The sequence below is a fragment of the Saprospiraceae bacterium genome (assembly GCA_016717265.1).
In the GTDB taxonomy this organism is placed as follows: Bacteria; Bacteroidota; Bacteroidia; order Chitinophagales; family Saprospiraceae; genus Vicinibacter.
In genome coordinates, this window is the sequence record JADKFX010000001.1 from 2,480,090 (window position 1) to 2,498,402 (window position 18,313).

Annotated in this window: 19 protein-coding genes; 13 read left to right on the forward strand and 6 right to left on the reverse strand. The window is 33.2% G+C overall.

All coding sequences use genetic code 11. The annotated features are described in order from the left end of the window. Positions 1 to 67 precede the first annotated feature (67 nt). The 9 genes from IPO86_09550 to IPO86_09590 all read left to right on the forward strand — a co-directional run bounded on the left by IPO86_09550 (position 68) and on the right by IPO86_09590 (position 8,570). The gene (locus IPO86_09550; GenBank protein ID MBK9728349.1) at positions 68 to 259 is read left to right on the forward strand and encodes a hypothetical protein; all 192 of its coding nucleotides are present in this window, start codon (positions 68 to 70) and stop codon (positions 257 to 259) included. After that, positions 243 to 1,664, forward strand: coding sequence for a Glu/Leu/Phe/Val dehydrogenase (locus IPO86_09555; GenBank protein ID MBK9728350.1), 1,422 nt, complete (start codon positions 243 to 245; stop codon positions 1,662 to 1,664). The genes IPO86_09550 and IPO86_09555 overlap by 17 nt, the downstream gene beginning before the upstream one ends. 369 nt (positions 1,665 to 2,033) lie before the next feature. Next, complete coding sequence (locus IPO86_09560) at positions 2,034 to 2,516, forward strand: Lrp/AsnC family transcriptional regulator (protein ID MBK9728351.1); 483 nt, start codon at positions 2,034 to 2,036, stop codon at positions 2,514 to 2,516. A gap of 38 nt (positions 2,517 to 2,554) precedes the next feature. After that, positions 2,555 to 3,346 (forward strand): TraB/GumN family protein, encoded by a 792-nt coding sequence (locus IPO86_09565; GenBank protein ID MBK9728352.1) that lies wholly within the window; start codon positions 2,555 to 2,557, stop codon positions 3,344 to 3,346. 48 nt (positions 3,347 to 3,394) lie between these two features. Beyond that, positions 3,395 to 5,737 (forward strand): TonB-dependent receptor, encoded by a 2,343-nt coding sequence (locus tag IPO86_09570; GenBank protein ID MBK9728353.1) that lies wholly within the window; start codon positions 3,395 to 3,397, stop codon positions 5,735 to 5,737. 5 nt (positions 5,738 to 5,742) lie between these two features. Beyond that, positions 5,743 to 6,678, forward strand: coding sequence for a DUF4249 family protein (locus tag IPO86_09575; GenBank protein ID MBK9728354.1), 936 nt, complete (start codon positions 5,743 to 5,745; stop codon positions 6,676 to 6,678). A 7-nt stretch (positions 6,679 to 6,685) separates the two neighbouring features. Then, positions 6,686 to 7,024: a gliding motility protein GldC gene (locus tag IPO86_09580; GenBank protein MBK9728355.1), complete on the forward strand. Its 339-nt coding sequence runs from the start codon at positions 6,686 to 6,688 to the stop codon at positions 7,022 to 7,024. A gap of 23 nt (positions 7,025 to 7,047) precedes the next feature. After that, positions 7,048 to 8,070 (forward strand): hypothetical protein, encoded by a 1,023-nt coding sequence (locus tag IPO86_09585; GenBank protein MBK9728356.1) that lies wholly within the window; start codon positions 7,048 to 7,050, stop codon positions 8,068 to 8,070. Positions 8,071 to 8,075: 5 nt separating this feature from the next. Then, a complete protein-coding gene (locus IPO86_09590; protein ID MBK9728357.1) occupies positions 8,076 to 8,570 on the forward strand; it encodes a hypothetical protein in 495 nt (164 codons plus the stop codon). On the opposite strand, the gene IPO86_09595 is transcribed toward IPO86_09590, so the two are convergent. From IPO86_09595 to IPO86_09605, 3 genes are read right to left on the reverse strand one after another with little or no spacing between them, the layout of a single operon-like run. After that, positions 8,567 to 9,142, reverse strand: coding sequence for a molybdenum cofactor guanylyltransferase (locus IPO86_09595; protein ID MBK9728358.1), 576 nt, complete (start codon positions 9,140 to 9,142; stop codon positions 8,567 to 8,569). The genes IPO86_09590 and IPO86_09595 overlap by 4 nt on opposite strands. Beyond that, a complete protein-coding gene (fdhD, locus tag IPO86_09600; GenBank protein MBK9728359.1) occupies positions 9,139 to 9,999 on the reverse strand; it encodes a formate dehydrogenase accessory sulfurtransferase FdhD in 861 nt (286 codons plus the stop codon). Before fdhD ends, IPO86_09595 begins: the two co-directional genes overlap by 4 nt. Beyond that, complete coding sequence (locus IPO86_09605; GenBank protein ID MBK9728360.1) at positions 9,993 to 10,373, reverse strand: hypothetical protein; 381 nt, start codon at positions 10,371 to 10,373, stop codon at positions 9,993 to 9,995. Before IPO86_09605 ends, fdhD begins: the two co-directional genes overlap by 7 nt. A 30-nt stretch (positions 10,374 to 10,403) precedes the next feature. Between IPO86_09605 and IPO86_09610 the strand changes: the two genes are divergently transcribed. After that, positions 10,404 to 12,152 (forward strand): M28 family peptidase, encoded by a 1,749-nt coding sequence (locus IPO86_09610; protein ID MBK9728361.1) that lies wholly within the window; start codon positions 10,404 to 10,406, stop codon positions 12,150 to 12,152. A gap of 161 nt (positions 12,153 to 12,313) precedes the next feature. On the opposite strand, the gene IPO86_09615 is transcribed toward IPO86_09610, so the two are convergent. Next, the gene (locus IPO86_09615; protein ID MBK9728362.1) at positions 12,314 to 13,999 is read right to left on the reverse strand and encodes a formate--tetrahydrofolate ligase; all 1,686 of its coding nucleotides are present in this window, start codon (positions 13,997 to 13,999) and stop codon (positions 12,314 to 12,316) included. A gap of 143 nt (positions 14,000 to 14,142) precedes the next feature. Between IPO86_09615 and IPO86_09620 the strand changes: the two genes are divergently transcribed. Then, a complete protein-coding gene (locus IPO86_09620; GenBank protein MBK9728363.1) occupies positions 14,143 to 15,168 on the forward strand; it encodes a PD40 domain-containing protein in 1,026 nt (341 codons plus the stop codon). On the opposite strand, the gene IPO86_09625 is transcribed toward IPO86_09620, so the two are convergent. Then, positions 15,165 to 15,512, reverse strand: coding sequence for a hypothetical protein (locus IPO86_09625; protein MBK9728364.1), 348 nt, complete (start codon positions 15,510 to 15,512; stop codon positions 15,165 to 15,167). The two genes, IPO86_09620 and IPO86_09625, sit on opposite strands and share 4 nt — an antisense overlap. A gap of 211 nt (positions 15,513 to 15,723) precedes the next feature. Then, on the reverse strand, positions 15,724 to 16,803 hold the full coding sequence (locus IPO86_09630; GenBank protein ID MBK9728365.1) for an endonuclease: 1,080 nt from the start codon (positions 16,801 to 16,803) through the stop codon (positions 15,724 to 15,726). A gap of 37 nt (positions 16,804 to 16,840) precedes the next feature. Between IPO86_09630 and IPO86_09635 the strand changes: the two genes are divergently transcribed. Next, entirely contained in the window at positions 16,841 to 17,182 is a 342-nt protein-coding gene (locus tag IPO86_09635) for an MmcQ/YjbR family DNA-binding protein (GenBank protein MBK9728366.1), read from the forward strand. A gap of 2 nt (positions 17,183 to 17,184) precedes the next feature. Then, a complete protein-coding gene (locus IPO86_09640) occupies positions 17,185 to 18,273 on the forward strand; it encodes an FAD-dependent oxidoreductase (protein ID MBK9728367.1) in 1,089 nt (362 codons plus the stop codon). The last annotated feature ends 40 nt before the right edge of the window (positions 18,274 to 18,313 follow it).

Consider the following 18,313-nt stretch of genomic DNA (forward strand, 5'->3'; position numbering starts at 1 on the left):
CGTCAATTGAAGAATTAAGCTCAATTTCGCAGCAGATTTTATAAAATTAAAAATCAAGATTAACTACATGAAATTATTAGGATTAATCAGTTTAGTTGAAAGTCCGATTGCAGGCGATTTCATGCGGGAAACAGGTAAAATCAATGTGGTATTTGGCGTTTTAACAATCATTTTTATAGGCATTGCGTTATTTTTAATACACCTTGAATTAAAAATACGTAGAATCGAAAAAAGAATTAACAATGACGAAAACAAATAATGGATCCTTTTTAGAAAGTGTAAACCGAAATTTTGACAGAGCAGCAAGTTTTACTGATATTTCAGAAGGAATTTTAGAACAAATTAAAGCTTGCAATGCTGTATATGAAATGAAATTTCCAGTCAGAATTGGAGATAAAATTCAAGTAATTCAGGCATTTCGGGCACAACATAGCCACCATAGATTACCTACAAAAGGAGGGATTCGATATAATGAGCATGTTGATAAGGAAGAAGTAGAAGCGTTAGCTGCATTGATGACCTATAAATGCGCAATAGTAGATGTTCCTTTTGGAGGTGCAAAAGGAGGTGTTAAAATCAATCCCAGAGAATATACTGAAGAACAACTTGAGCGCATTACCAGAAGATATACAACAGAACTAATACGGAAAAATTTTATTGGACCTGGTATTGATGTTCCAGCACCTGATTATGGTACAGGGCCTCGTGAAATGGCCTGGATTTATGATACTTATCTTACGTTTAAAGGGGGAGACATTGATGCTGCAGGATGCGTTACTGGAAAACCTGTCAATCAAAATGGTATCCGGGGACGGAATGAAGCTACTGGTCGAGGTGTTTTTTACGGTTTAAGAGAATTGTGTGACACCGATGATGCAATGCAAAAAGTTGGTTTGGACAAAGGATTAGCTGGAAAGAAAGTCGTAATTCAGGGATTGGGAAATGTGGGTTCCTTTACGGGTTCTATTATGCAGGATGAAGGAGATATTAAAATCATTGCAGTATCAGAATATGAAGGTTCTATTTATAATGAAAATGGTATCAATATAACTGAATTATTGACTTATCGTAAAGAAAATGGGTCGATTCTTGGGTTCCCGGGAAGTAAGACCTTGCCTTCTAAAGAAGCAGCACTAGAATTGGAATGTGACATTTTAATTCCAGCAGCATTAGAAAATCAAATAACGATTGAAAATGCGAACAAGATTCAAGCAAAAATCATTGGAGAAGCAGCGAATGGGCCTATATCTGCCGACGCAGAGGAAATTTTAAATAAAAAAGGAATTATCATTGTTCCAGATATGTTTTTAAATGCTGGCGGGGTTACTGTATCCTATTTTGAATGGCTAAAGAACCTGTCACATATGCGTTTTGGTCGTATGGAAAAACGTTTCGATTCAAATACCTATTCTAATTTTGTTGGTTTGATAGAAAAACTTACTGCTAAAAAAATCGGACTTAGGGAACGTGAATTTTTAACAAAAGGGGCAGATGAGATTGATTTAGTGCGATCTGGATTAGAAGAAACTATGGTTACTTCTTTCCAGCAAATTTGGGAAACTTATAAGGAAAACAATAAAATAGATGGCCTGAGAAGTGCTGCGTTTGTTTGTGCTTTAAATAAAATATCAAACGATTATTCAAGTCTTGGAATTTTTCCATAGGATTTAGCTTTCCTTATTTTGTTTATACGCTAAGCTAAATTCATTGATTTAGGTCTCTTTAGAAACTTAAATACTTGATTATTAGTATACTTGCTTTTAAATCTAGTCTAAGCTTGAAGCTTAGGGCTTGTTTTTTCCCATTTTTGTTAGAAATTGGATATTTACACGTAACCATATAACCATTTTATCCATTTTTCCAGTCCAATTAAACTTCATTAAAATTGGAATTCCTAACTACTTTTATATTGTGATTTAACATTTTATTGGCAAAAAAATATTTCTAATAAATTCCGTTAAATACAGAATATTATTCTATCTTAGCCATTGAAAGTACGTGTTTTCAATTTTATATTTTATAAATACTGATTTATGGCAGACAAATTGGATAAAATCGATGTTAAAATTCTAAACTTACTCCAGGAAAATAGTAAGATTACAAATCTTGAGCTATCTAGAAAAATTGGATTATCACCAGCTCCTACTTTGGAACGTGTAAAAAAGCTCGAGCAATTAGAAGTTATAGAGAGCTATCATGCTAAAGTCAATCCCAACAAAGTGCAATTAAGCATTAGCACCTTTGTTTTAGTCAACTTAGCTTGGAACAAAACACGCGCTATGGAAAGTTTTGTTGAGAAAATTAAAAATATTGAAGAAGTTACGGATTGCTATGTAATTACAGGTGATGCAGATATCCTTATGAAAATAGTTTGCAAAGACATTCAATCTTATGAAATGTTATTGTTTAAAAAACTTTCAGCTATTGAAGAAGTCGAACGTTTAAAAACCTTAATGAATCTATCTGTTGTAAAATCTTCTAATAAACTACCCATTCATATTGAAGATTTAGATTAATAATTATACACCATCGGATTTTTAATTTCAATCTAGCCATGGCATTTGAATCCGGTCTATTGTGGAAATTAAGTTTTAAGAATACACTGAATTCTTATCTATTTGGCACGATTCATTTGAATAGTTCTATTCTGAATGATAATCGCATTTTATTTTCAAGTTTGTTAAATCAATGCAATGCATTTGCTGCTGAAATTGATATGGACAAAATGGAATTTAGTAACATGCAGTCTTATTTTAGATTGCCTGATGGTCAAAATTGGAAAGAGGCATTTAAGAATAATCAATGGGATAAAATGCAATCAATCTCTAAAAAATTATTTCATCTGGATCTTGACCAATTTTCAACTATTTATCCGCTGCTGTTAATTAATCAATTAAGTTTACAGTTGATTGGAAGACAACAAGAAAAATCATTAGATCAAATACTTTGGGAAATGGCTACAGAAGCCGGTTTAGAAAAAATCGGATTGGAAGATTTTCATCAACATTTTAGTATGATTGAGGAAATTAAATTGTCAGATCAATTAAAAATGTTGAAAGATTTATTCTCAAATCTGCACAGTTCACGTAAATTGTATTTGAAAATGATATCAGATTATCAAAAACAGGATAATCGATCTATCTATCATATAAGCAGAAAAATGTTGGGTAAATATCGAACGATTATGCTGATTCATAGAAATCATATAATTTCGAATCGAATTGTAGAAATTGGAGCCTCTAAAACATGTTTCTTTACCTGCGGTGCCGGACATTTATATGGGAATCAAGGAGTGCTAAGAAACTTGAAAAAACAAGGGATAAAATTGCAACCTGTAAACATTTAGTTTGTTATCCATTACATTCATTCAGTGTAATTTAAGATGCAAATGTTCATGAAATTGTTTATTTGGTTTTGTTTCTATTTTTTAATGTTTTCATCTAGTGGGTATTCCCAAAAAAATTACACAATTAGTGGATATATTAAGGAATACGGATCTGGTGAAACCATGATCGGCGCTAATTTATACTTAATAAGCAATCCAGCCACAGGGACCGTTAGTAATTCCTATGGATTTTATTCATTTACATTGCCAGAAGGTGAGCATCGTTTATTGTTCTCTTATTTAGGCTACGCATCTGAACAAATAAACTTTAATTTGCAACAGGATACCATTTTTGATGTCTTTTTGAAACCTGGTATTTATATGCAGGAAGTGGAGATTACTGCAGAAAATCCTAGGAACAATATTGAAAGTACCGAGATGGGTACTATTGATATTTCTATGGAGACAATTAAAAAATTACCTGCATTATTAGGAGAAGTCGATCTTATAAAAATATTGCAACTTTTGCCTGGGGTTTCTTCTGCTACGGAAGGAACAGCTGGAATCTATGTAAGAGGTGGTGGTCCTGATCAGAATCTTGTATTGTTGGATGAAGCCATTGTTTATAATACGGGACATCTGCTTGGGTTTTTTAGTGTATTTAATTCAGATGCAATTAAAAATTCAATTTTAATTAAAGGAAATATGCCAGCGAATTATGGCGGCCGTATATCCTCCGTTATTGATGTCCAGATGAAAGAAGGAAATAATCAGGATTATGTAGCAGAAGGAGGCGTTGGTTTAATATCCAGTAGATTTACAGTGCAAGGCCCTTTGCAAAAGTATAAAAGTTCCTTTATTCTTTCTGGTAGAAGAACGTATGCACTTGATCTCGCACAACCTTTTATTAGCAAAACAAAATTTGCAGGAACGAATTATTATTTTTATGATTTAAATGCAAAGGTAAATTATCAACTTGGATCAAAAGATCGGATTTTTATTAGCGGTTATTTCGGTAGAGATGTTTTTAAGTTTGCGAATGAAGAAAGAGGTTTTAAAGTTGAATTGCCATATGGTAATGCTACGGGAACATTTCGATGGAACCATATTTTACAGGATAATCTTTTTTTAAATGTATCCTTGATTGCAAATGATTATCATTTTGGTTTGCATGGAGGCCAGGAAGCCTTTCAATTTAATATAGATTCTGGTGTAAGGGACTATTCTGTTAAAACGGATTTGGATTATTATCCGAACCCAACACATCAAATTAAAACAGGTTTTCGATATACCTATCATAGGTTATCGCCAAATGTAATTAATGCGACAAATGGTGAGGTTACCTTCTCAACAAAATTTGAACCTAAATTTGGACATGAAACAGAGGTTTATGTGATGGATGATTGGGCTGTTCGCAGCGGTATTAAAATCAATGCTGGTGTAAGAATTTCAATGTTTAATCATGTGGGTCCTTATGTGTCTTCAAGTAATCAAGTGGTTTATAATTCCGGAGAACTTGTAAAAACATATGTTGTACCAGAACCAAGAATTGGAATGAATTTTAATGTTTCACAAAGCGCATCCATCAAAGGTGGTGTTTCTTTGTCTAGTCAATATATCCATTTAGTTAGTAATTCAGGAAGTACTTTGCCAGCTGATGTGTGGGTGCCAAGTACAGAACTCGTGAAACCTCAAATTGGAATTCAATATGCACTTGGCTATTACCGTAACTTTATGGATAATGCAATAGAGGCTTCCATCGAAACGTATTATAAGGATCTTAGAAATCAATTGGATTACAAAGAAAATTATGTCGAAAATTTCTCAGCAGAAATTGAAAATGAATTTGTTTCTGGGAAAGGTAGAGCCTATGGTTTGGAATTATTTATTAGAAAAAATAAAGGCAGGTTAACGGGATGGATAGGATATACATTATCAAAAACAGAACGTTGGTTTGAAGCTATTGAGCAGGGTAGAGTATACCCAGCTGTTTATGATAGACCACATGATTTGGTATGTGTGTTTAATTATAGTTTAAGCCGCAATTGGCAAGTTTCTGGAAATTTTATTTATGCAACCGGAAGATCGTATACACCAATCAAAAGCGTATTCTTTATTGATGCCAGACCAAATATTGAATACGGTCCTAGAAACAGTGCAAGATTAGAAGATTACCACAGAATGGATTTGTCTTTCATTTATGAAAATGTTGAGAAGCTTAAAAAACCATTTCATTCAAGTTGGGCTTTTAGTATTTATAATATTTATAATCGGAAGAATCCCTTTTTTACTTATACAGATTTCGAATCCAATGTATTTACTGGAAATGCATCTGCGAAAGCATTAAAAGTTTCTGTATTTACAATAATTCCTTCTGTAACCTGGAATTTTTATTGGAATATTAAAAAATAAGACAAATGAACTACAAAAATATTTCAGGATTAATGTTATTACTTGGTACTTTATTAACTTCTTGTGAAGAAGAATTTATACCTGGTGATACTATTTATGAAAAACAATTGGTGATTGAATGCTATTTGGAGAAGAGTAGTAATAATATTCCAGTCTATGCAATTATAAGTTATTCTTTACCTTTTTATTCATCGTTTGGTATCGATGTAGTAAATAATTCATTTGTGCGATCTGCTGACGTGAGCATTTATGATGGAGTCAGTCGATATACATTGCAAGAACTGTGTTTAAGTAGTTTACAAGAACCACTTAGAACCGAAGTCATAAAACAATTTGGCTTTAATCCAGATAGTATTAAAACAGATATTTGTATTTATGTTGATTTATCAGGCCAAATTAAACCGAAAGAAGATGTAAATTATGAATTGCGTGTCATCACTCAATCTGATACTTTTTTTAGTCAAACGCAAATTCCAGATTTAATCCCTATTGATAGTTTTTGGTTTGAAAAACCACCTGGAAAGAATTCAAATGATACATTTGCACAAATGTTTTGTATTATTTCTGATTTACAAGGTCAGTCAGATTATTATAGATATTTAACCGCAGGTAAAGAGGAGCAATTAACAGCAGGCATAGCTTCTGTAACGGATGATGTTTTTTTCGACGGACAAAAATTTAAATTTACCCTTTCAAAAGCACAAGGAGCAGATGAGTCTTTTGGTGACAACACAGGTCTGTTTAAACGGGGAGATACAGTGCAGATAAAATGGTGTAATATACCGGAGAGCCATTTTAGTTTTTGGAGTACTCTGGAAACAAGTAGGACCCGTCAAGGACCATTTTCTTCTTACGTAAGAATTAATGGTAATATTCAAAATGGCCTTGGTATTTTTGGTGGTCAAAATTGTGCATATTATAAAATTGTGGTTCCAAAATAGTATTTAGATGAGCAAAACTACAGAGATTAAATTAATAGTAAACCTCGATGAACAGAATATACCGGAGTCCATTTTTTGGTCAACCGATAATCATCAGGATAAAGGTGCAAATGCTAAAGCATTTCTGTTATCCATTTTTGAGGAAGAGTCAAAAGATACCCTAAAACTTGATTTATGGACTAAAGATTTTCAAATGGAGGAAATGAATCGTTTTATGTTCCATTCCCTGCAAGCGATGTGCGACACTTATGTTAAAGCAACTAACAATAAGGATTTAGCAAATCAGTTTATGAATTTTGTAAATTACTTCGGTGAGAAGACAGAAATTATTACTCCTACGGAGTAAGTTATTCGCAGCCTTTTTGTAAAATGCTAAACGCTGAAGCAAATTCCCAAAATCAAACGATTATTTTTCGTTTAACAGCTTTATGGGCTTTAAATGAATCAGGGCTCGGTGGCTTTTTACATGCGCTCAATTTTCCTTTTTCAGGTTTGATTATTGGAAGCATAGCTGTCGCTTTAATTAGTTTTATTATTTACTTTTCCGGGACGGATAAGAAAACCTTGTTTAATGCATTAATAATTGTCCTTATAATAAAATTGTTGATGAGCCCACATTCTAGTGTTACAGCGTATTTTGCTGTGAGCTTTCAAGCAGTTTGTGCATATGTTTTTTACCGGTTATTTGGCATCCATTTAATAAGTGTTATATTCGTTTGTGTTTTAAGTTTTTTGGAATCGGCTGTTCAAAAATTAATAACATTGACGGTCATTGGTGGATTATCTTTTTGGAATGCAATTGATGTTTTTGTTGAGAATATCGGAAAGCAATTGTTTCAATTAGAAATCAGTAATGCTTCTCTATGGTTGGTTGGAATTTATTTTAGTATATACCTGGTATTTGCCTTGTTGTCAGCTTTTTTTATCCATAGTTTGTTGGAGCAATTTAAGATGATTAATTTTGGAACCCGAACGAATGAATCTTTAAATGCATACATTAATGAACCTATAATTTCGAATAAAAAACTGAAACCATTCTGGTTGAAATTATTATTGTATTCATTTATAATTGTATTTGTAGTATTTACCTTTCTGATTTTTAATAAGGAGTCTTATAAAGATCATTTTTTAATTTATTATTTTTTACGTACGATTTCTGTGATCTTATTTTGGTATTATATTGTTATGCCGTATTCCCTGCTGTTGATTAAAAAGTATCTAAATAATAAGTTAGTTTCATACCAAGCTGAAGTTGATGAAATAATTGAAGTGTTTCCAAAGCTTAAGCTGATCATTTTGTATTCTTGGCATCAATCTGCTAAATTTAAAGGCTTTAGACGTTTGAAGCATTTTTTCACCTTGACGCTTTTGGAAATTCTTAGCTATAAATAATTTTAATGTCACTTTTTGTAGTAACTGGAGATATTGGGACTGGTAAAACTAGTTATTTGAAAGATTGGTTATCGTTTCGAACAGACGTAGGTGGTTTTCTGAGTCCTGTTATAGATTCTAAAAGACATTTTATGCTTCTAAAAAACAGTCGGATGATTGCAATGGAAGCGGCCTTGGGTTCGCAAAATTTGACATTCGATATTGGTAAATATAAGTTTTTAAAATCTTCTTTTCTGTTAGCAACGCATTGCTTAATTACGGATTGGAACGCTGGTTTGCGATATTGTATTCTGGATGAGTTCGGCCCCTTGGAATTTAATAATTTAGGACTGATGCCAGATGTATTGCACATTTTACAAAGCAGTGCGATATCTGAAAAACAGCATTTAATTGTTGTTGTGAGAAACTCTTTGATTGAAAAATTTAACGAACTTTATACAATTGATAAATTATTCTCAATTACGGAATTAAAAGAATTACAAACTGGTTTTTTGGATTAAATAGCTTGCAATTCATTCCATTTATTTAAATCTTCAACGGTATTAATTCCTTTTAAAATATTTGAATCTTCCAACGGTATTGTTTTAATTTTAGATTCCATAAGAAGACGTTTAGCGGATTTTAGTTTACTGTTATATTCTGCTATTAGATTCTTGAATATCGAAGCGTTATAAATAGCAAATAAAGGATATGGCTCATTGGTTTCTGGGTTGTTTAAACAAATAGCTTGATATGTTTCATCTTGATTTTTAACAAGCAATTCAATATCTTCAAATGTTATATAGACCAGATCAACAGCTATAATTAACCAATCACTTTTGGAGTTTTCAACAAAAGCTTGATACAAGCCTTCTAATGGACCATTTGTCGAATTTTGATCACATAAAATATGCGCATGCTTAAGATCTTGAATTTGATCCTGTCTACATGAAATATATACCGTTTTACAAATTGGTTCTAATAGTTTTAACATGGATCTGTATAATGGGATTCCATTTTTATGGAGCTTGTATTTTGGGAGCCCCAGTCTTGAACTTTTCCCACCACAAAGTATTAATCCATTTAATTTCATTCAATTGCTATTCTATTTGGATTGGAATATATATTGGCTTTGTTATGTTTCAAAAAGCCAATTAGGCTAATTCCAAAAACTTCTGCTGTTTCTATAGCAAGACTCGACGGTGCACCAACAGCAGCAAGTATTGGGGTTCCAATCATGAATGCTTTTTGGACTAATTCAAAACTAACTCTTCCACTTAATACGATCAAATGATCTTGTAATGGTACTAAACTATGCGTAAAAGCTTTACCTACAAGTTTGTCTAAAGCATTATGCCGACCCACATCTTCAGCGGATAATATTAAATTCCCATGGGTGTCGAATATCGCACAACCGTGAATACTGCCTGTTTTTTGAAATATTAGTTGCGCGTTATTTAATTTTTCAACAAGGCTATATAATATTTGAGATTTTAAAACTGGGTAATCTTTTCGCAACAAAAATGCACAATTATCTAAGGACAGATCGATGGCTGTTTTACCACAAACACCGCAACTTGAGCTTGTATAAAAATGCCGTTCAAGGTTTTCGATTTGTGGAATGCAATGTTCTTTTAAATGTACTATTATAGTTTGTTGTTCGACCGGTTCGGCATTGCAATTAAATCTAAATTCAAAATGATCAATATCTGTGATAGGGTTTTTTACAATTCCTTCTGTGAATAGAAATCCGCGCACCAAATTTTCATCATCGCCTGGTGTGCGCATCGTAATTGATATTGTCTTATATTTTAGTTTGCCATTTTGAATATAACTTAAGTTAATTTCAAGGGGTTCTTCTATAACGATAAGATCTGTTTTAGATACTTTTTCATGCTCTATTCTTGTAATTTGCTTATTTCTAATTTCTAGCGATAACTGACTTAGCATAGTTCCGACTTTGGATTTGGAAAATTATCAGATTCATCTTCATGCAATCTTGGTTGAAGACATTGAAAATCTTTTTCAATTAATACGTATAATGATTTATGATCCGCTAATTGGAGCTGTGTTTCAATTCCTATTACATTGCTTTTGCACCAATCCTTAGCCGATTGGCTTGGAATATATACTCTTAAATGATTATTATTAAAAGTTACTGAAATGGCTTCATGATCTGCTTGAATTAAAGAGTAACACAGAACATCGCAGCCGTTGGATGTAAATTGTATACATTCATGGACTAGTCCATGCGTAAAAAATTCATCAACTTCTGATTGACTAAGTCTGAAACGAATTGAATTCTTATTTGTACGAAATTTCATAAATAGGAAATTTATATTAATTTAGCAGCCATGAAAAGATTTACAAAGATATTTTTCTTTTTACTTTATGGGCTTAGTTTATTAACAAGTCAAAGTAACTTCAGTTTATCAGATCCTGCATGTCTTGATCTATTAAAAGGAAATTTTAAAGCAGATTCATTTGCCGATAGAGAGCTCCAGGCTAATGAAAATCTAAGTAATTTTCTAGTTTCGCAAATAAATGCTGATTCATTACATAGATATTTAGCTGGTTTAGTCTCTTTTAATAATAGAAATACGATTGCTGATCAACTTTCAAAGCCTACAGAAGGGATTCTTGGTGCAAGAAACTGGATTCGATCCTATCTTAATTATTGGTCAAATCAAGAAAAGTCCGTTTTAATTCCGTGTGAGTTTGAATTTGATTTTACAATGTGCTCTCGGATAAGGCACCGTGAATTATTTGCGATTATTCCGGGTACAGGTGCTTTGCGAGATGAACTGGTAATTGTGGAAGCGCATTTAGATAGCCGCTGTGAAGATGTTTGCGATACTCTTTGTGTAGCACAAGGAGCGGATGATAATGGAAGCGGATCTTCATTATTAATGGAACTTACGAGGCATTTAAGTAAGGTAAAATTGAATAGAACCTTGGTAATTTTATGGGTTACTGGTGAAGAACAAGGACTTGGTGGATCTAGATCCTTTGCCACATTTTGTAAGCAAAATGGCATTAAAATTAAAGCAGTCTTTAATAATGACATTGTAGGGGGCATTGAATGTGGGGTGACTTCATCACCTCCTAGTTGTCCCGGACCAAATTTGATGGATAGCTTAAGGCTCAGAATTTTTTCTGCCGGGACAACGAATAGCATGCCTAAAAATTTGGCCCGATTAACCAGAATTTTAGTAGAAGAAAATCTTATGAAAGCAATGCCATTGGCTCCTAAAATTGATATCATGTTTGGTGAAGATCGTTCTGGAAGAGGAAGTGATCATATTCCATTCAGAGAACAAGGGTATCCAGCAATTCGATTTACATCTTCCTATGAACATGGAGACGGAAATCCTACACAGGTAGGATATACTGACCGGCAGCATAGCACTCGGGACATCTTAGGGAAAGATCTTAACGGAGATGGCATTTTCGATAGCTTATATGTGAATTTTAATTACTTACGCAACAATACAATAGTAAATGCACTTTCTGCTGTAAATGCGGCTTCCTCCAATTTAGATGCATTTACGCTTGTGGTTACACCTAAAGTGCGATCCTTAAATTTAAAGATTGAAAATCCACAAGCAGCTAAGAAATTTGTTTTTGGTGTTCGGCGAATTAATAGTGCTTATTTTGATACGGTAATAATTTCAGACCAACCAGAAATATTAATTGAAGAATTAATTCCTACACAATATTATATAACTGCCTGTGGAATTGATTCATTAGGTTGGATCAGTATGTTTGGTCAAGAATATAATGTACGTGTATTTAGTTTAGTAGAAGATACAAAACGAAAAGCTTTTGTGGAGCTATTGCAAAACAAGCCGAACCCTTTTGATGAACAAACGTTAATACCCATTTTTGTAAATGATATTTCGAATATTAAGACAGCGGAACTTATGGTGACTTCAGCCGACGGTAGGATCGTAAAGAAAATTGAGCTTCAATTAATTCCTGGAATTAATGAATTGATCTATGATTATAATTGGCATAATTATGAATGTGGAATATTTTATTATAGCTTATTTATCAATGGTCAAAAAGTGGACACAAAAAAGATGGAATTAGTAGCGTATTGAATTGTCAGTTAATAAAAATTAGTGCACCTAATTTTGGCATGTATGGAATTCTAAATTTAAAAATCAGGTATGCACTTCCACCATCCACTCATTCTTAGTTTGAATTTTTAAATTTCTGCATTAGCGTATTAAGAATGATTAAAACGGTAGCTCAATTGCAATTAGAATAAGCCACTAATAACACCGAATTCATCAATGTCTATTTTTTCTGCAGAAGGTTCATCAGGTAAGCCTGGCATTCGCATTATTTCCCCAGTAATGGGTACAATAAATCCGGCACCTGCAGCAATTTCTATTTGTCTTACAGTGAGTATAAAATCTCTTGGCCTGCCGATTAAATCTGGATTATCAGATAATGATTTTTGAGTTTTTGCAATACATACTGGTAAGTGATTTAAATTCAAACTTTGTATCTTTTTTAAATCATTCTTTGCATCTGCTGAATATTCAACGGAAGCAGCACCATAAATCTTAGTAGCAATTGCATGTATTTTTTGTTCTGGTTCCCAATTGAGTTCGTAACAAGGAATAAAGGGTTCATTCCAGCGATCTGCAATTTTAGCAACTTTTTCAGCTAATTCTATTGCACCTTCACCACCTTTAGCCCAGACTTCTGAAAATACAGCTTCTGCTCCAAAAGCTTTGCATTTTTCCTTGATAATATTTAATTCTTCATCTGTATCGGTTGCAAATTTATTAATAGCGACAACTGCAGGTAATCCAAATTGTTTTGCATTTTCAAGATGTTTTTCAAGGTTTTCACATCCTTTTTCAACCGCTTTTGCATCGGGATTAGATAAATTCTTAAGGGACTTTCCACCATGATATTTTAAAGCGCGAACGGTTGCCACAATTACCACTGCATTTGGCGACAAACCAGCCGCTCTGCATTTAATATCTAAAAATTTCTCAGCGCCTAAATCAAATCCAAAACCAGCTTCGGTCACTACATAATCTGATAAGGACATACCCATTTTGGTTGCAATGATCGTATTGGTTCCTTGAGCAATATTTGCAAATGGTCCTCCATGGATAATCGCAGGATTGCCTTCGATCGTTTGTACTAAGTTAGGTTTTATTGCGTCTTTTAAAAGCGCGGCCATAGCACCCTCTGCTTTCAAATCTCTTGCAAATATTGGTTTTTTGTCAAAAGTGAAACCAATAAAAATATTACCCATTTTCTGTTTTAAATCGGTAAGGTCTTTCGATAAACATAAAATAGCCATAATTTCTGACGCCGCAGTAATGTCAAAACCTGATTCCCGAGGGATACCATTCCCGGTTCCGCCCAATCCAATGGTCATTTTTCGAAGAGAACGGTCATTCATATCCATCACGCGTTTCCAGGCAATCGTTCTCGAATCTAGTCCTAGATTGAATTTTTTATTCTGAAGATTATTATCAATTAATGCGGCGAGTAAATTATGGGCCTTTTCAACTGCTGAAAAATCTCCTGTAAAATGAAGATTTATATCCTCCATAGGCAATACCTGAGACCATCCACCTCCTGTTGCACCTCCTTTAATTCCAAACACTGGTCCTAAAGATGGTTCTCTTAACACTACAGTTGTTTTTTTGCCAATTTTATTCAATCCTTCCGACAAACCAATAGAAGTGGTTGTTTTACCTTCTCCTGCTGGTGTAGGCGAAATTGCAGAAACCAAAATTAACTTACAATCTTTTACTTTTTCTTCACGAATTAAACTTAAAGGCAATTTTGCTTTAAATGAACCGTATAGTTCTAGTTTGTCTGGTGTTAAGTCTAACTTTTCGGCTATTTTTGTAATTCCTTGTAATTTTATTGATTGAGCTATCTCAATGTCTGAATTTAGTTTATTTGAAACCATACGTTATGAAAATTTATAATCGCCTTTGTGATGCAAAAATGACACCAATTGCTTTGGTTTGCTTTGTTTTATTTTTAAATTGCAAGAACAGCCCAACAAAAACAGAACAACCAGTAACCACAAGTCAGGAATTGGCAGGGCAAATGCCAAATAAGGATAGCTCAAAAAACACAATTCATTATCCTGCTGAAAAGCATCTTAAAAATGTAAAACAACTTACTTTCGGCGGCAATAATGCAGAAGCCTATTGGAGTTTCGATGGTAAAATGCTGGTTTTTCAATCCGATAACCCGGCTTGGGGTGCAGAATGTGATCAAATATATTATTTCAATCCCGATCTAGATGATTTATCAAAAAACAAACCGCATTATATTTCTAGAAGAGGAGGCCGGACTACCTGTTCTTATTTTATGCCTGGAGATTCAATGATTATTTTCGCCTCAACACATCGGGATACTTCAGCTTGTCCTCCAGTTCCTGAACGGACAACAGGAGGAAAATATGTTTGGCCGATTTACTCAAGTTTTGATATTTATGTAGCAGATCTAAAAGGAAATCTGAAAAAGCAATTAACAAATATTGCAGGTTATGATGCAGAAGCTACGGTCTCTCCAAAAGGAAATAAGATTCTATATACGGCTCTTAGACAGGGAGATTTAAACTTATGGATCATGGATATTGATGGTAAAAATAAAAAGCAAATTACGTTTTTGCCAGGGTATGATGGAGGTGCTTTCTTTTCACCAGACGGGAATTCAATCGTCTTTAGAGCCTCCAGACCGAAGGATTCTGAAGCAAGAAAAGAATATTATGAATTGTTGCAAAAGGGATTGGTGCAACCAACAGAAATGGAAATATTTACGTGTAATTTACAAGGTGGAAATTATCATCAAGTTACCAATTTAGGGAAAGCAAACTGGGCACCTTTCTATCATCCTTCTGGTAAAAAAATAATCTTTTCTTCAAATCATGCTGCTCCTAAAGGATATCAATTTAATTTATACCTTATTAATTTAGATGGAACCGGACTCGAACAAATAACATTTGACTCCGTATTCGATTCATTCCCTATGTTTTCACCCGATGGAAAACGATTGGTATGGGCCTCTAATCGTAATAATGGTGGTACACATGATACCAATTTGTTTATGGCAGAATGGGTTGATTAATTTAATTGATCTGTATTAAAGAGCATTCCTTTTTTAGCATCATAACTGGCAACTCCTGAATGGAGATACATTTCTTTTTTATAAGGATATTGACGAGCATCAATGATATAGACTTTACAACCAATAGCTTTTTTTAATTCGTCGTTTGTTTCTTTCCAACATTGTGCTAGCTCTTCCGTGGTTTCATCATAATTTTTTTTCCACTTCTTAGTAAACATGACTTCCAGATACATAATGCCGTTTCTAAAATTTACAAGACGGCTGCATAAACCATAATTTATCCTATATACAACATCCGACCTGAGGAGGTGTTTTCGATTAATTTCTTTAATATTAAGTGCCATACCTCAAAGAGCACATAAATTGTGCCATTTTTGGATATGTGCATTGAGATATGATTCTAAATTAAAGTATAATTAACAGATATACAGTTATATATAGATTATAAATTAATTTAATATATTTTATAAAGAGGCAATTTGAAAGTCAAAATTATAAGCGTTTAGGCTCTGAATCAACACAATAAATAGTTAAAAAAATATACTTATCAAGGATCTAAATTTTGATTAAGGATTTTCGAAAAAGATTATTTCTAGGATCCTTTATTATGAGTTGATAATATCCTGCCGGTAGGTTTTCAGTATGCAAAATGGATTGATTTGGATGGGACGAAAGACTTGTTTGGTGAATTCTATTTCCAAAGAGATCTAATAAAATAATTTCATATAAATTAGATGGTTCAGCAAATTCAATTACAATTTGATCTTGAAAAGGGTTCGGATGACAATCAATATTTTGCGTATTTATTGAATTTGAAGTTGTAGTAATCTGACACGCGTTATGCGTTGAGCAATAGGATCTTTTAGCTAAGCTACAATCCAAAACAAAGGGATTTGGTTTTTGACTTTGATACGTTGCAATAATTTGACTGCGAGTCCATTCCAAAGAATCCACTGGATCTTTTAAATGCCAGTCGCATAAAGTGATCTTCATACCTTCAAAAAAGCTTCGATCGGCTTGTAGCTCATACATCGTAAAAAAGTAAAAAATGGCCCTCGCAACATTCCCTTTATGGTCTTCTCTTGGTTCAAATAAGCCATTGATAGATTCACTATATTCATCAATGAATTGGGAAGGTTTATTGGTTTGAGAAAATGACTTATAATACCAATCATCTGTTTTAGAATCGCTAATTTCACCAAAAGGATAATTACTTCTAGCTTCATTAACAGCAGCACGGGATGGAAATAAATGATGCATATCAGATCTAGCATTCCCGGTTTCAGCTCCTTTGCTTTGTGGGAAGGTATGTTCGCAATTAATTCCATTTGAATTCCCATTTTTCGATAAATAACCAATTGGATCCGATGATGCCGGACTGAGATATAAAGTATGTTTCGTGTAAACACAAGAAACTGAATCATTTTCATTATAAATTTGCTGATACATTTTGACTCTGGCCTGGCTGTAATCCAAAACCTGTAAAGGCTTAAAATTTTGAACTAATTCATTAATTAAAACAAACGAGGAGTCATTTGGGAATAATATCTGTTGTTTATATTGGGCATGTGTTTTATGATTAATAGAAAGGAAACTAATAATAAAAACAATAACAGATAATCGCAAATGTTGCATTTGGCAAAGATCTGAATTTTCTGCTTAATTTTGAGCAGTGAATATTGAATCCTTTAGAACTTATTGCCTCGGCAAGCCGCACACGCATGAAGATTGTCCTTTTGGACCAGAAACGCTGGTTTATAGAGTAAAAGGTAAAATTTTTGCACTGACAGGGCTTGACAATGTTGAATTTAAAGTAAATCTAAAATGTGATCCTGAATATGCTATGGAGTTAAGAGATCAATATGATGAAATTCAAGCAGGGTATCATATGAATAAAAAACATTGGAATACGGTTCAGTTTGATTCCAGGCTTTCAGATAAACTGCTTAAAGAATTGATAGACCATTCATATGATTTAGTTAAAAAGAGTTTACCTCCAAAAGATCGGTTTTAAAAATGAGGTCAATCGATTTTCTTATTGTAGGATCTGGTATAGCAGGACTCACCGTCGCCGATCATTTAGAAAATGATAATCAATCGTTTTTAATTGTGGATCCATTTTTAGAAGGTCATGCGAGTCAACAAAGTTCAGGAGTTATTAATCCAATAACCGGACGAAGATTTGTGAAGAGTTGGTATTATGAAATTATAAAAAATTATTTTCTGGAATTTTATTCCCGGATTGAATTAAAACTGAATATTAAATGTATTCAAGAATTTAAATTAATTCAGAAACTAAATAGTCCGGATGAAGAAAATCAATGGCTTGCAAGGACTGCGGATCCCGAGTATTCAGGTTATTTGGATGAATTTAAAGCTACTGAATTTCAAGGAACAATCCATTCAAAAAATCAAATATATTGTTTAATAAAATCCATGTATGTGGTGGATGTAAATGTTTTATTAAACCGATGGAAGGAATATTTTAAAAGTAAATCATTATATAGTAATTTGAAGTTTAACTATTGTGAATTATCAAAAGTTGAGCATGGATATTTGTGGGGTGATCATGAAATAAAAAGAGGAATTATTTTTTGTGAAGGATTTAGAGTTGTTGAAAATCCATATTTTAGTTGGCTGCCTATATTTAAACTAAAAGGAGAATTTCTGGAATTTAAAGCCCCATTGCTGAATTTAGATTTTGTATATAAATCAGAATATGTTATTGTTCCATTAGGGAATCATCGGTATTGGTGTGGCTCCAATTTTGATTTACAAGATGCAAGTTTAAAAGTTACCAAAATTGAACTTCAAAAGCAAATTGAATTTTTGAAAGCCAATTTGAAAGTTCCGTTTGAGATTGAATATCATGGATTTGGAATTCGTCCATCTTCAAGGGATCGAAGACCTGTTGTGGGAGCTCATCCAGGAATTAATAATATGTTCATACTTAATGGATTAGGTACAAAAGGTTTTTCAATTGCCCCATTTTGTTCAAAAAATCTTGTTGATAATATTCTATTCAATAAAGAAATACTGCATACGATTTCAATAAATCGTTTTTTGCAGAAGGGATTTATTCCTCAGAATCCTTTTTTGGGTTGATTTTCAACAAAAATTCATTCTTATTTATTTCAGAGCTGGT

Bases quoted from the DNA above. Each gene is read 5' to 3' on its own strand.
- IPO86_09550 (MBK9728349.1), top strand. From the start codon at position 68: ATGAAATTATTAGGATTAATCAGTTTAGTTGAAAGTCCGATTGCAGGC.
- IPO86_09555 (MBK9728350.1), top strand. From the start codon at position 243: ATGACGAAAACAAATAATGGATCCTTTTTAGAAAGTGTAAACCGAAAT.
- IPO86_09560 (MBK9728351.1), top strand. From the start codon at position 2,034: ATGGCAGACAAATTGGATAAAATCGATGTTAAAATTCTAAACTTACTC.
- IPO86_09565 (MBK9728352.1), top strand. From the start codon at position 2,555: ATGGCATTTGAATCCGGTCTATTGTGGAAATTAAGTTTTAAGAATACA.
- IPO86_09570 (MBK9728353.1), top strand. From the start codon at position 3,395: ATGAAATTGTTTATTTGGTTTTGTTTCTATTTTTTAATGTTTTCATCT.
- IPO86_09575 (MBK9728354.1), top strand. From the start codon at position 5,743: ATGAACTACAAAAATATTTCAGGATTAATGTTATTACTTGGTACTTTA.
- IPO86_09580 (MBK9728355.1), top strand. From the start codon at position 6,686: ATGAGCAAAACTACAGAGATTAAATTAATAGTAAACCTCGATGAACAG.
- IPO86_09585 (MBK9728356.1), top strand. From the start codon at position 7,048: ATGCTAAACGCTGAAGCAAATTCCCAAAATCAAACGATTATTTTTCGT.
- IPO86_09590 (MBK9728357.1), top strand. From the start codon at position 8,076: ATGTCACTTTTTGTAGTAACTGGAGATATTGGGACTGGTAAAACTAGT.
- IPO86_09595 (MBK9728358.1), bottom strand. From the start codon at position 9,142: ATGAAATTAAATGGATTAATACTTTGTGGTGGGAAAAGTTCAAGACTG.
- fdhD (MBK9728359.1), bottom strand. From the start codon at position 9,999: ATGCTAAGTCAGTTATCGCTAGAAATTAGAAATAAGCAAATTACAAGA.
- IPO86_09605 (MBK9728360.1), bottom strand. From the start codon at position 10,373: ATGAAATTTCGTACAAATAAGAATTCAATTCGTTTCAGACTTAGTCAA.
- IPO86_09610 (MBK9728361.1), top strand. From the start codon at position 10,404: ATGAAAAGATTTACAAAGATATTTTTCTTTTTACTTTATGGGCTTAGT.
- IPO86_09615 (MBK9728362.1), bottom strand. From the start codon at position 13,999: ATGGTTTCAAATAAACTAAATTCAGACATTGAGATAGCTCAATCAATA.
- IPO86_09620 (MBK9728363.1), top strand. From the start codon at position 14,143: ATGCCAAATAAGGATAGCTCAAAAAACACAATTCATTATCCTGCTGAA.
- IPO86_09625 (MBK9728364.1), bottom strand. From the start codon at position 15,512: ATGGCACTTAATATTAAAGAAATTAATCGAAAACACCTCCTCAGGTCG.
- IPO86_09630 (MBK9728365.1), bottom strand. From the start codon at position 16,803: ATGCAACATTTGCGATTATCTGTTATTGTTTTTATTATTAGTTTCCTT.
- IPO86_09640 (MBK9728367.1), top strand. From the start codon at position 17,185: ATGAGGTCAATCGATTTTCTTATTGTAGGATCTGGTATAGCAGGACTC.